Below are 12,089 nucleotides of genomic sequence, written 5' to 3' on the forward strand. Positions count from 1 at the left end.
ATCACGAGAGGAGACGCCGTCCGTGGCGCAAGAACTGTCAATACCCCAGCTCGGTGTGACAATGACCGAGGGAGTCATCACCGAATGGCTGGTGGAGGACGGCGCAACCGTGCAACAGGGCGACCCGCTCTACACGCTGGGCACCGATAAGACCGAGACCGAGATCGAGTCGCCGGCCGCGGGCACGCTGGTCATCCTCGGCGAAATCGAAGTCGATTACGCGGTCGGCACTGTCATCGGCCGGATCGAGTGAATGTCGCGCCGGGGATCTTGCCGCGAGGTGACCCAGCGGGGCTGGGCGAAGACATCACTCTCGGCCGCGCGATTCACGTGGCCGTATTCCGATTCGCGGCGACGAGTGTGCGCTATGACGGCTCGACGCCGCGTACCACGACTGTCGGCGAGATCCACAGTGCCGCACTGAGTATCGCGGGTGGGTTGTTTACGCTTGGGGTCCGGCCGGGTGATGCCTTCGCGGTGCAGTTGCCGAACCGGTATGCGGTTGCCGTGGCTTACGAAGCGGCGCTGCTGATCGGCGCCGTGCTGGTTCCGATCGGGCACATGTGCGGCCGCCGAGAGGTCGAATTCATCCGCACCGAGTCGGGTGCGCGGGTGCTCGTGCGGCCCGGCCGCGGGGGTTCGGTCGAACACGGTGATCGAGGGCTGCCAGACCGGCTGCGCTGCAAGCGATCCCGAAATGTCAATCCATCGGAGGAGGAACAGTATGGCCCGAGGAATCCTGTACGTCGAGACACAGCCCAGTGCTCCGGAGCGCACGGCAGAATACCACGCCTGGTACGACGAAACGCATCTGCGTGAGGTGGTGGCGATGGACGGGTTCGTGTCTGCGCGACGACTGGCGCCGCCCGCCGACGACGGGCCGTTCGTCGCCCTGTACGAGATCGAGGCCGACGATCTGCAAGCGGTGGTCGACCGGCTGCTCGAGGCGGTGCTCGGCGGAGAATTTCACATGTCCGACGCCCTGCGCACCGACCCGATGCCCCTCTTCCGCCTGTTGGAGACGATCACCGTGTACGAAGCCGAACCGGTCTCGGGGCGGCATGCCTCGGTCGGACGCGACGGCGTCGCTGGATGATCTGAGTGAACCGGTGGTCATCGGATCGTCGGCCGGGAGACGGCTTTCCGGTGGCGGACCCTCCCAGATGATCATCCGCGTAAGACCCGCGAGATCGCCGACCGGAATACCGGTCGGCTCGAAATCCGTCGCATTCATGGTTCTGTCAGCTGAGTTCCGATATCTGGTGCGATGCCTATTATGCGGAGCGTCCTGAAGTGACAGTTCGATCCGGATTCGGTGCCCTGCGGGAGCAGCGCGAACAATAAATTGTCGGTCGATCGACTCTCGCGGCACTGTTCATTCCGGTTGGTGCCGTGGCGCTGGATGAATATTTCGAACCCGATTCATGATCCACTGGCCTCGGCTACCTTTCAGTGCTTATGCTGTGGCGCATGAATGCTCCGTTGAGCCGTGGTCTTGGACTCGCGGCACTGCATGTGGCTGTCCAATTCGTGCTGGGTCTCGCTGTGCAGTACTGGACGCCACAGACTTCGTCGGCCCGATTGATCGCACTGGTGCTCGTCGCGGGTATGGCGATTGCCTGGGGCGCGGTCGACGGCCGCCGCGATCGGTTGGCACACGGTGAACAGTCCGAGGTGGACTTTCCGATTCTGTGGCTGCAAGCGGGAGTCATCGGCGGGCTCGCCGCGGGCGCGTCGACTTGGCTTATCGACAAACTTCCCGGTCTCGACCTGAGCGGGAACTCGCTGTTGTTCGAACTCACCGCGGCCGCCGCGTGGATCTTGCTGCTGATCTATGTCCCCGCCACGATCGGTGTCGGCCTTGGTCGACTGCTCGCGAATCGGGCTACGGCGCGCGTCAGCTGACCTCCGACCAGCTGGGCGCAACTGGCTGTTCTCATGCTCGGTTCGATCCCGCCGCGGTGAGCATTCGTTGCAGGACCGAAGGGCGAATCACAGTGGGCGGCACGGATTCCCGTAGCACGATCGCGAGATCAGGGTCGATGCGCGGTCCGTAGTCCGTCGCGAAACGAAACATCCCGAGTTCGGCGCATCGCGCGAGGGCTGGGATGAGCACGGCCGTGCTGTCGTGATCCAGGGGAGTCCGATGCGGATCTTCTCGTTGACGATCCATGCCGACAGCCGCGCAAGGCCGAGGTTCTCGGCGATTGCGGCACCCTGCGCCAGCCGGGTCTCGGCGGCCGCCAAATCCCCGCGTGCTGCTTTGACCCGAGTGCCGGTGCCGTAGGTGGCCAGCATGAATTCGACGACAGCGCCCTCGGGACCGAGCTTGGCGCTCAGCCCGGTCAAATCGACAGATCGCGTCAACACGCCAGTCGAACAGCAATGTCAGACCACTGGGGCCGATTCTGCGATTAATGCCGGAAGTATGATTGTCGACAGGGAAGCACGCTATTGACGAGAGTGTCAGATTCTCTCTAGGGTGGGTTCGATCAGGTGGCTGCGACGGGTCTGACGACGGCGTCGCACGGACACGGGACGTGACTACGTTGAGGGAACAGATGGACGGTCGACCACACGGTGATGTGACGGTCGAATACGTCCGGCCGGAGGTGCGGCTGCTGCCCGCGCCCACGCCGGAGTCGGAGGCATTCTGGACCGGAGGCAGGGACGGGCGGTTGCTCATCTACCGGTGCCGCAGCTGCAAGCAATGGTTCCACCCCGGTTCCGCGGCCTGCTTCCGCTGTCGCAGCACCGATGTCGCGCCGGAACCGGTTTCCGGCCGGGGCCGGGTTGCCGCGTACACGATCAACCGGCAGCCGTGGCTTCCGGGATTCCCCCCGCCCTACGTGGTGGCGATGATCGAGCTCGCCGAACAACCCGACGTGCGAATCGTCAGCAATGTCGTCGGTGTGGTGCCGGAGGCTGTTGTTCCAGGGCTCGAGGTCGAGGTGTTCTTCGAGCAATGGGATGACATCTGGCTCCCGTTGTTCCGTCCCGCCGGAGGAGTTGGCGATGAGTGAGCGTACGAGCCTGTTTCAGGGCAGTGCCGTGTTGACCGGTGCCGGTAAGTCGCAGGTAGGCAGGCGGCTCGGGCGGGGTGGACTGGAGCTGACGGTCGAGGCGGCACTGCGGGCGATCGAGGACGCGGGTTTGGACCCGGACGATATCGACGGTGTCGCGAGCTACCCGGGGCCTGGCGTTCCGGATCCCGGGTTCTCCGGTGCCACGGTCCACGATCTGCGCAATGCGCTGGGGCTGCGGAGCCGGTGGTTCATGAGTAGTGCCGAGACCGCGGGACAGATAGGTCCGGCGATCGATGCGTGCATGGCCGTGGCGACGGGATTGGCCGAACACGTTCTGGTGTTTCGATCGGTGTGGGAGTCGACCGCGCAGACCGCCGGGCGTGCTTCGGTTCTGTTCGGAAGTGGGCGACTACCCGGGCACCTGGAATATTTCGGTCCATTCGGCGCGGTGTCCGCGGCCAACTGGCTCGCCATGCCTGCGCAGCGTTATATGTATGAACACGGGCTCACCCGTGCACAGCTCGGCGCGATCGCGGTAAATGCGCGTCGAAATGCGGGACTGAATCCCGACGCCGTATATCGCACTCCGATGAGTTTGGACGAATACCTCGATGCGAGGATGATTTCGGATCCGTTGTGCCTTTATGACTGCGATGTGCCGTGCGACGGGGCGACCGCGGTGATTATCTCGCGGCGCGAAGCCGCCGCCGGTTTGCGGAAACCGCCGCTGACTGTCGAATCCGTGGGCACCGGGATGTTCGAGCGTGCGACCTGGGACCAACGGGTCGATATCACGACGATGGCCGCGCATGACGCGGCGACCACGCTGTGGGAGCGAACGGCACTGCGACCGGCCGATGTCGATATCGCGCAGTTGTACGACGGGTTCAGTTTCCTGACCGTCCAATGGCTGGAGGCGCTGGGGTTCTGCGAGCACGGGCAGGTCGGTGAATTCATCGAAGGCGGGCATCGCATCGCCCTGGACGGGGAGCTGCCACTGAACACCAGCGGTGGCCAGCTGTCCGGCGGCCGCCTGCACGGGATGGGTTTCCTGCACGAAGCCTGCGTCCAACTCTGGGGCGAAGGCGGTGACCGACAGGCTCCGGGAAATCCGGAACTCGCGGCGGTCGCGGTGGGTGGTGGTCCCGTGGCGGGCGCCATGCTCGTCAGCCGACGTGATTGACGAAGGTGTCTCCGGTGCGTGCGCGGTGATCCGTGAACGGGCAGCACTTCGACCCCACCACCTGGAGGTTTGTGATGACAGATACGGCAAAGGAGCCGATATGACGTTCGATTTCGTCGATGGAGTTCAGTCCCTGGTGCGCACGATCGCGTGGTTGCTGATCCGAGGCCAGCTGCCACCGGCGTAACGGCGCGGCATAAGGTCAATCATCCATTGAAGTCTATTGATATCAATTATCTGACTATATATAGTCGGTGTGACGCGCGCCACGCAGGCGCGGCGAATTTATGAACCTGGTCCGACACGAAGGAGTCTCGGCAACCATGACAGCTCCCACGGCATCCGATATCGCACGCGGCGAGGCGCGCATGCTGATCGATGGTGTCCTGGCCGATGCCGCTTCCGGCGCCCGGTACGACAACATCAACCCGGCGACCGAGGATGTCATCGGCGACACCGCCGACGCTGCGGCATCGGACATGGACCGTGCGATCGCCGCGGCTCGCAGGGCCTTCGACGAAGGGACCTGGTCTACGGATCGGGAGTTCCGCAAGCACTGCCTGCGACAACTGCACGAAGCGTTGCAGGAGGAGAAGGAATCCTTCCGCGCGGACTTGGTCGCCGAGGCGGGGACACCGATCTCGATCACCTATCTCGCCCAACTCGACTGGCCGTTCGCCGAAGGGATCAGCTATCCCGCCGACCTGATCGACGAGTTCGGTTGGGAGCGTTCGCTGCCCGACACCGAGCTCTTCGGTGCGGTCAGTCATCGCCGGGTGATGAAGGAGCCCATCGGTGTGGTTGCGGCCATCGTGCCGTGGAACTTCCCCATCGAAGTCGCCATCAACAAGATCGGCCCGGCGCTCGCCACGGGCAACACGGTGGTGCTCAAGCCGGCCCCAGACACCCCGTGGAGCGCTACCCGGCTCGGCCGCATCGTCGCCGAGCGAACCGACATTCCGGCGGGCGTGCTCAATGTGGTGACGACCTCGGACAACCAGGTCGCGGAACAATTACTGGTCGACCCCCGGGTGGACATGGTTTCGTTCACCGGCTCGACCGGAGTCGGCAAGCGGATCGTGGAACTGTCGGCTTCGACGATGAAGCGGACGTTTCTCGAGCTCGGTGGCAAGAACGCGATGGTTGTGCTCGACGACGCCGATTTCGCCGCGGTCATCCCGCAGTCGATGATCGCGTGTATGCACGCCGGTCAGGGCTGCGCCCTCCCGTCGCGGCTGCTCGTGCCGCGCAGCCGTTATGCCGAGGCGGTCGAGATCGCGACGGCGACATTTGGCGGCATCGGGTACGGGGATCCCACCGACCCGGCCACATTCTGCGGCCCGCTGGTCAACGCGCGCCAACGGGATCGCGTGCTGGGCTATATAGAGAAGGGTCGTCAGGAAGGGGCCAGGGTCACCGTCGGAGGTGGCCGGCCCGAGCATCTGCCCAAGGGCTACTACGTCGAGCCGACAGTCTTCGCCGACGTCGAGAACGCGATGACCATCGCACAGGAGGAGATTTTCGGCCCTGTGCTCGCGGTGATCCCATTCGACAACGACAGCGATGCCATCCGGATCGCCAACGACAGTCCGTATGGTTTGTCCGGCTCGGTCTGGGGCACCGCGCCGGAGCGGGTCGACGCGGTAGCGCGGGGCATCCGGACCGGCAGTCTGATGATCAACGGCGGGATGTTCTACGGCGCCGATTCGCCGTACGGGGGCTACAAGCAGAGCGGCAATGGCAGGCAGAACGGTCGTGAGGGTTTCGAACAGTACCTCCAGACAAAAGCCGTCGGATTCCGTTGACGGTCGGGGGCGTCCCCGGAACAGAGTGGATCAGGAAAGGATTCTGGCGATGGAGCCAATTCTCGAAGGCGTGAAAGTCATCGAACTTGCCGCATGGACTTTCGTGCCGTCCGCGGGGGCGGTACTCGCGGACTGGGGCGCCGACGTCATCAAAATCGAACACCCGGAGACCGGAGACCCACAGCGCGGCTTGGTCAATTCCGGTGTGGTCGCCGGTGCCGCCGGCGTGAACCATTTCATTGAGCAGCCCAATCGCGGCAAGCGTAGCGTCGGTCTCGATGTCGCCAATCCACAAGGATTGGAGATCCTGTACAAGCTCATCGAGCAGGCGGACGTTTTCACCACCAATCTGCTGCCCGGCTCGCAGCAGCGCCTCGGCATCGACATCGAATCCATCCGGGCGCGGAACCCGAAGATCATCTATGCGCGCGGGCACGGTTATGGCCCGAAGGGACCGCAGGCCGATCGCGGTGGCTTCGACCTCGCGGCCTACTGGGCTCGAGGTGGCATCGGTGACGCGCTGGCGGCCGGAGACGGTAGCTACCCGCCGATTCAGCGCCCGGCATTCGGTGACGTGTTCGCAGGCTTCGCCATCGCGGGCGGTGTCGCCGCGGCGCTGTACAAGCGGGAACGGACCGGCAAGCCTTCGCTGGTCGACGTGTCGCTTTTGTCGACCGCGCTGTGGCAGCTCGGGCCGGATGTCGTCGGTTCCAAGGTCATCGGTTCGAACATTCCCAAGTACGACCTCGATGAGATGCCCAACCCGGTAACCAGTATCTACCGGACCGGCGACAATCGTTTCCTGGCACTGGTCCTGCTGCAATCGGATCGTTTTTGGCCGGATCTGTGTGCGCGTATCGGTCGTCCCGATCTGATCGCCGACGAGCGATTTGCCGATGCCCGGGCGCGTTTCGCCAATCGCAAGGAATGCACCGCAGAGCTACGCCGTACGTTCGAATCCCAGCCGCTGGCGCACTGGTGCAAGCAGTTGGAGGATTTCGACGGCGTATGGGACGCGTTCCAGTCCGCGCTCGAAATGCACGATGACCCGCAGGTCGAAGCGAACGGGTATCTGCCAGAGGTGACCGACGCCAATGGCAACACGTTTGCATTGGCGGCCAATCCAGTGCAGTTCGATGAGACGCCCGCCCCATTGCGCCCCGCGCCCGGCCACGGTGAACACACCGACGAGGTTTTGCAGGAGCTGGGTCTGGATTGGGACCAGATCATTGCACTGAAAGAGGCAGCGGCCGTCATCTGACGTGGCCGCACGCCGAGCTGACCGCGGTCGCGGCCGGAGATTCGAAAGGACAATATAGTGGGAAAATTGGACGACCGGGTTGTGTTCATCACCGGTGCGGCGCGCGGTCAAGGCCGGTCGCATGCGATTCGTTGCGCGGAGGAAGGCGCCGATATCGTCGGCGTCGACATCTGCGAGAACATCGACGGTGTCCCCTACAACCTCGGTACGGCCGAAGACCTCGAGGAGACCACCCAGCTGGTCGAAAAGGCCGGTCGGACGATGTTGGCACGTAAGGCCGACATCCGGGATCTAGCGGCCTTGCAGGCGGCGTTCGACGCGGGTGTCGAGCAGTTCGGTCACATCGACACCGTCCTGGCCAATGCGGGTGTGCTGCTGAGCAACACGAAGGAACAAGACCCCGCCGAGGCCTTCCGCCTCGGTATCGACATTCTGCTGGTCGGGCAGTGGAATACCATCCGGGTCGCGTTGCCCCATCTGATCGAGCGGGGCGAGCAGGGACATAAGGACGGCAACATCGTGGTGACCAGCTCGATGGCCGCCATGCTCGGTTTGGGTAATGGCAGAGGCGGCGACGACGCCTACGGTACGGCGAAACTCGCACTGACCGGATTGGTCCGTCAGTACGCGAACTATCTCGCTCAATATCACGTTCGCGTGAATGGCGTCGCGCCGACGAATTGCGCGACTCCGATGGTGCTCGAGAACCCGGAACTGTTCAATGTGCTCGGCGAGTATCCGCATCTGGCCAACGCGATGCAGACACTGCTCCCGGATCTGCCGATGATCGAACCGCGGGATGTCAGCGAGGCGATCCTTTTCTTGATCTCGGAGTCGGGTCGTTCTTTCACGGGCAGCACCCTCAATGTCGACGCGGGCATGGCGACACGTCGATAACCGATACCGTGCCCCGACCGTGCTACGGGGCATTCGAGCTGGGACTGAATCAGATTCGAGGAGGCTTGTCATGTCCGTGGCAGATCGGCTGGTTGTCTGCGCTAGTCACAGTCCGGGAATGATGCGTGACGTGGAGCATGTGCTCGGCCGCTCGTTCCGGTCCGGTCTCGAGCAGGTGCGCGGCATGGTCGAGGAATTCGATCCCGATGTCATAGTGCTCTTCGGCGGTGACCATCGTCGAACATTCCGGCAGGTGGTTCCATCCTTCGCGGTCGCGTTGAGCGCTGGCATCATGGCCGAGGCCGGGCGCGAGGCCGGTGAGTTGCGCGTCCCCGCGGATCGCGCGCGGGCCCTCGCGGATCATCTGCTGGGGTCGGGATTCGATATCACGGTATGCCGCGATATCGAATTGGATCACGCGTTCGCGCAACCGCTGCATGATCTGACGGCCGGGCTCGGCGTGTATCCGGTGATCCCCGTGGCGATCAATTGCGCGACCGCGCCGCTGCCGCGGCCGGAACGCGTCCTCGAATTCGGCGCCGAGGTCGGCCGCTTCCTCGACGGTATCGGCGATCGCGTGCTGGTCATCGGCACCGGGGGACTCTCGCATTCCCCGCCGAGCCTCGAGGTCGATACGCACGATATGAGCGATGCGGAGCGTGCGCGAATCATCGCCGCGGGCTATGCCGCGGCCGAGCAGAAGATCAAGCCCGAATGGGACAAAGCCTTCCTCGACGCGCTGTCGTCCTGGGACGCAACAAGTTTAACCGAGCTCGCCACCGTCGCGCACGAGCAGGCCGGTGCGGGCGCGAACGAAGTCCGGACCTGGCTGGCCGCCGGAGCGGCCGGTGGGGGCAAGCCGTTCGAATGCATTGCCTACGAACCGGTGCAGAAATGGATCACCGGTATGGGGGTGGCGGTTTCCGGTCGCTGAAACCCGGTTACGCCGCGAACAACAAGGAGGCGGAAATGGCCGATTTCGATCGATCCGAGGTCGAGGAATCCTTCCGGAATTATGTAATGACCGGCCTGGTCTACGAGGATTGGGAGGCGTGGGCGAATCTATTCACCGACGACGCCACCTACACCGATCACTACTACGGTCGTTTCACCGGACCTCAGGAGATCACCCGATTTCTGGAGGGGACGATGGGGTTCGCCCCGCACGTCTACACCGTGCTGGTGTGGTATGTGATCGACGGAAACAGGATCGTATACAAAGCAATCAACCGTGCCGACAATCCGGAACCCGGTGCGGCTCCCATCGATTTTCCGTCGTTCCAGATCATCGAGTACGCGGGTGATGGAAAATGGCGGTCCGAGGAGGATATCTGGACCGTTCGGGAAATGGTCGCTTTCTCCAAGGAATACAGCCGAGCGCTGAAGGCATTTCCGCAGACCCTCGAGGAGAAGCTGAGCCGCAAGGACTGGGGTCCGTGGGTTGAGTGGGCCCGTCCGGAGCCCGGCCACGTGGCGAAGCCGTCCTGGCTGACCCGCGACGGCTTCACACCGATCTCCAGCATCGCCGAATTCGATTTCGGTGTGCGAACCCACTGACGTACGGAGATAGGACAAATGCGGGGTGTGTGGAGAAATATCCACACACCCCGCATTTCCGGCTTTCGGTAGGTCAGCAACCCTGCCAAACGGGGAGACGTTTCTCGGCGAAGGCCAAGGGGCCTTCCTTGGCGTCCGCCGAAGCGAAGATGGCAGCGGATTCCGTGGCGGTCGCCGCCCATCCCCGCTGGTCGGCAGGGCGGTCTCCGGTGCTGCTCTGGTCAAGGGCGATGCGTTTGGTGGCCTGGACTGCCAGTGGTGCGTTATTCGCGATCCGCTGAGCAAGTGCCAGTGCCTCATCCAGTACCTGAGCCGCCGGGACGACGCGGTTGACCAGATTCAATTCGAGTGCGCGCTGGGCCGAGATCGGGTCTCCGGTGAGCAGCAACTCCATCGCGATCGTCGGTGGCAGCTTGTCGGCAAGCCGGAACGCCCCACCGGCCGCGGCGATCAGCCCTCGGCTCACCTCGGGCAGGCCGAAGACCGCGGTGTCCGCGGCTACCGCCAGGTCACTCGCGAGGACCAGTTCGGTTCCGCCACCGAGGGCGGGCCCGTTCACGGCGGCGATGGTCGGTTTGCTGATCGCGTGGGATACATAGCCGGCCAATCCCCAGTGCTCGCGTCCCTCCGGGATCACGGACTCACCACGGGCGATTGCCTTCAGATCCGCTCCAGCGCAGAAGGCTTTGTCCCCGGCGCCGGTGAGGACTACCACCCGGATGTCGGGATCCTGGTCGGCCGATTCGAGCGCGTCGCCGACCTGCAGACACATCTCGGCGTTGACGGCGTTGCGTGCGTCCGGGCGGTTGAGGGTGATCACCAGGACGTGGCCGCGGCGTTCGAAAAGAACTGTCTGCGAGGCGATGTCGGTGTGGCTATTGGTCAAGGTGGGTTCCTTCCCTGCGGGGCGACTCAGGCCCAGAGTGTGGTGATGTCGACCGGTCGACGTGGCGGCGGTGACGGAAGATTCGGGGGAGTCCTCGAAAACGACGGGGCCGGAGCCGGCTGGATCGCACCGTCGACGTCGATGAACACCGATCGTGCGGTCATGTGGTCGTCGGCTTCGGCTTCAGCGAAGGACAGCACCGGGGTCACGCACGCATCCAGGGTGGCGAAAAGCTTGGCCCAATCGTCGCGCGGACGGGATGCGAATCGTTCGCTGAACATCGCCCGCATGTGTGGCCATCCTTGCGGATCACGTTGCGGGCCCAGTGTTTCCGGTGCGATGTCCAATGCCCGGAGCAGTTCGGCATAGAACTGCGGCTCCAGTGCGCCGACTGCCACGTACTGTCCGTCGGCGCACTCGTAGGTGTCGTAGAACGGCGCGGAGCCGTCGAAAACGTTGGTGCCGCGCTCGTCGGACCATCGCCCGGCCGCGCGCATCGACCACAGCAGATGGCCCAGGGCCGGGGCTCCGTTGACCATCGCGGCGTCGATAACCTGGCCTCGACCGGAGTGCTGGCGCTCGATCAGCGCGGCGAGCACGCCGACGACGAGATACATTGATCCGCCGCCGAAGTCGCCGAACAGATTCAGCGGCGGTACCGGGCGTTCGCCTGCCCGGCCGACCGCGTGTAGCAGCCCGGTGACGGAGATGTAGTTGAGGTCGTGACCGGCTTGCTGTGCACGCGGCCCGGTCTGCCCCCAACCGGTGACCCGTCCATAGATCAGCCGGGGGTTGCGATCGAGGGCGACCTGCGGCCCGATTCCCAGGCGCTCGGTGACGCCGGGGCGAAACCCCTCGATCAAGACGTCGGCTCTTTCGGCGAGGCGCAAGATCTCCTCGATGTCGTCCGGGTTCTTCAAGTCGGCTTCGACCAGTGTGCGTCCGCGTTGCTGGGCCGGGCGCACCGTCGGCACAACGCCCGGTGTGCTGGGACGCTCGATCAGCACTACGTCGGCGCCCAGGTCCGCCATGGTCATCGCGGCGTGCGGTGCGGGGCCCATGCCCGCTATTTCGATGACGCGAACGCCCGCGAGTGGCCCTGGGCCGGCCGTGTCCTCTGCGGCGGCCGTATCGTGCCGGATCAGTCGGCGGCCGTCTAGCCCCGGGTCAGTCACTGGCAGGAAGGGGTTTCGCGGCCTTCAGTGTCAACGTGGTCGCGCCGAGCGCGAGAGTGCCCTTGCCTGGCTTGGTGACGAGGACCTCGACGCTATCGGCGTCGTCTGTGTATCGCTTTCCGATAAGACTGCCTTCGGCGAAATCGCCGGCCAACGTAAACTCTGAATCCTGCGGATGCGTGAGATCGACCATTGGGAAGCCGCCACAGTTGAGTGCCGCGGACTCGTCGCCCGCCCGCACCACGATGACTTCCGTCGTGCAGACTTGACTGCGCAAACGAACTCCGACTTTCAGCATT

The 12,089-nt window shown here is 64.2% G+C and carries 15 protein-coding genes; 11 read left to right on the top strand and 4 right to left on the bottom strand.

Annotated elements, in window-relative coordinates; translation table 11 throughout:
• Positions 1 to 22 precede the first annotated feature (22 nt).
• The 4 genes from OG874_RS11105 to OG874_RS11120 all read left to right on the top strand — a co-directional run bounded on the left by OG874_RS11105 (position 23) and on the right by OG874_RS11120 (position 1,905).
• Positions 23 to 253, top strand: coding sequence for a biotin/lipoyl-containing protein (locus tag OG874_RS11105; RefSeq protein WP_330255039.1), 231 nt, complete (start codon positions 23 to 25; stop codon positions 251 to 253).
• A gap of 107 nt (positions 254 to 360) precedes the next feature.
• A complete protein-coding gene (locus tag OG874_RS11110; protein WP_330257254.1) occupies positions 361 to 819 on the top strand; it encodes an AMP-binding protein in 459 nt (152 codons plus the stop codon).
• Positions 725 to 1,096 carry a hypothetical protein gene (locus OG874_RS11115; protein WP_330255040.1) on the top strand — a complete coding sequence of 124 codons (372 nt, stop codon included), beginning with the start codon at positions 725 to 727 and terminating at the stop codon, positions 1,094 to 1,096. The genes OG874_RS11110 and OG874_RS11115 overlap by 95 nt, the downstream gene beginning before the upstream one ends.
• 374 nt (positions 1,097 to 1,470) lie before the next feature.
• A complete protein-coding gene (locus OG874_RS11120) occupies positions 1,471 to 1,905 on the top strand; it encodes a B-4DMT family transporter (RefSeq protein ID WP_330255041.1) in 435 nt (144 codons plus the stop codon).
• Between the two features lie 87 nt (positions 1,906 to 1,992).
• On the opposite strand, the gene OG874_RS11125 is transcribed toward OG874_RS11120, so the two are convergent.
• Positions 1,993 to 2,367, bottom strand: coding sequence for a hypothetical protein (locus OG874_RS11125; RefSeq protein WP_330255042.1), 375 nt, complete (start codon positions 2,365 to 2,367; stop codon positions 1,993 to 1,995).
• A gap of 194 nt (positions 2,368 to 2,561) precedes the next feature.
• Between OG874_RS11125 and OG874_RS11130 the strand changes: the two genes are divergently transcribed.
• From OG874_RS11130 to OG874_RS11160, 7 genes are all read left to right on the top strand, one after another.
• A complete protein-coding gene (locus OG874_RS11130; protein WP_330257255.1) occupies positions 2,562 to 3,023 on the top strand; it encodes a Zn-ribbon domain-containing OB-fold protein in 462 nt (153 codons plus the stop codon).
• Entirely contained in the window at positions 3,016 to 4,209 is a 1,194-nt protein-coding gene (locus OG874_RS11135) for a thiolase family protein (RefSeq protein ID WP_330255043.1), read from the top strand. Before OG874_RS11130 ends, OG874_RS11135 begins: the two co-directional genes overlap by 8 nt.
• Before the next feature lie 323 nt (positions 4,210 to 4,532).
• The gene (locus OG874_RS11140; protein ID WP_330255044.1) at positions 4,533 to 6,014 is read left to right on the top strand and encodes an aldehyde dehydrogenase family protein; all 1,482 of its coding nucleotides are present in this window, start codon (positions 4,533 to 4,535) and stop codon (positions 6,012 to 6,014) included.
• Positions 6,015 to 6,063: 49 nt separating this feature from the next.
• A complete protein-coding gene (locus OG874_RS11145) occupies positions 6,064 to 7,275 on the top strand; it encodes a CaiB/BaiF CoA transferase family protein (protein WP_330255045.1) in 1,212 nt (403 codons plus the stop codon).
• A gap of 57 nt (positions 7,276 to 7,332) precedes the next feature.
• Positions 7,333 to 8,172: a mycofactocin-coupled SDR family oxidoreductase gene (locus OG874_RS11150; protein WP_330255046.1), complete on the top strand. Its 840-nt coding sequence runs from the start codon at positions 7,333 to 7,335 to the stop codon at positions 8,170 to 8,172.
• 70 nt (positions 8,173 to 8,242) lie between these two features.
• Positions 8,243 to 9,106 (top strand): 3-carboxyethylcatechol 2,3-dioxygenase, encoded by an 864-nt coding sequence (locus OG874_RS11155; protein WP_330255047.1) that lies wholly within the window; start codon positions 8,243 to 8,245, stop codon positions 9,104 to 9,106.
• Positions 9,107 to 9,141: 35 nt separating this feature from the next.
• Positions 9,142 to 9,729, top strand: a complete 588-nt coding sequence (locus tag OG874_RS11160) for a nuclear transport factor 2 family protein (protein WP_330255048.1) — start codon at positions 9,142 to 9,144, stop codon at positions 9,727 to 9,729.
• A gap of 73 nt (positions 9,730 to 9,802) precedes the next feature.
• On the opposite strand, the gene OG874_RS11165 is transcribed toward OG874_RS11160, so the two are convergent.
• From OG874_RS11165 to OG874_RS11175, 3 genes are read right to left on the bottom strand one after another with little or no spacing between them, the layout of a single operon-like run.
• Positions 9,803 to 10,615, bottom strand: coding sequence for a crotonase/enoyl-CoA hydratase family protein (locus OG874_RS11165; protein ID WP_330255049.1), 813 nt, complete (start codon positions 10,613 to 10,615; stop codon positions 9,803 to 9,805).
• A gap of 26 nt (positions 10,616 to 10,641) precedes the next feature.
• Positions 10,642 to 11,757: a CaiB/BaiF CoA transferase family protein gene (locus OG874_RS11170; protein ID WP_330257256.1), complete on the bottom strand. Its 1,116-nt coding sequence runs from the start codon at positions 11,755 to 11,757 to the stop codon at positions 10,642 to 10,644.
• A gap of 25 nt (positions 11,758 to 11,782) precedes the next feature.
• Positions 11,783 to 12,088 carry a hypothetical protein gene (locus tag OG874_RS11175; RefSeq protein WP_330255050.1) on the bottom strand — a complete coding sequence of 102 codons (306 nt, stop codon included), beginning with the start codon at positions 12,086 to 12,088 and terminating at the stop codon, positions 11,783 to 11,785.
• Position 12,089: the final 1 nt, after the last annotated feature.

Source organism: Nocardia sp. NBC_00565 (genome assembly GCF_036345915.1).
Lineage (GTDB): Bacteria > Actinomycetota > Actinomycetes > Mycobacteriales > Mycobacteriaceae > Nocardia.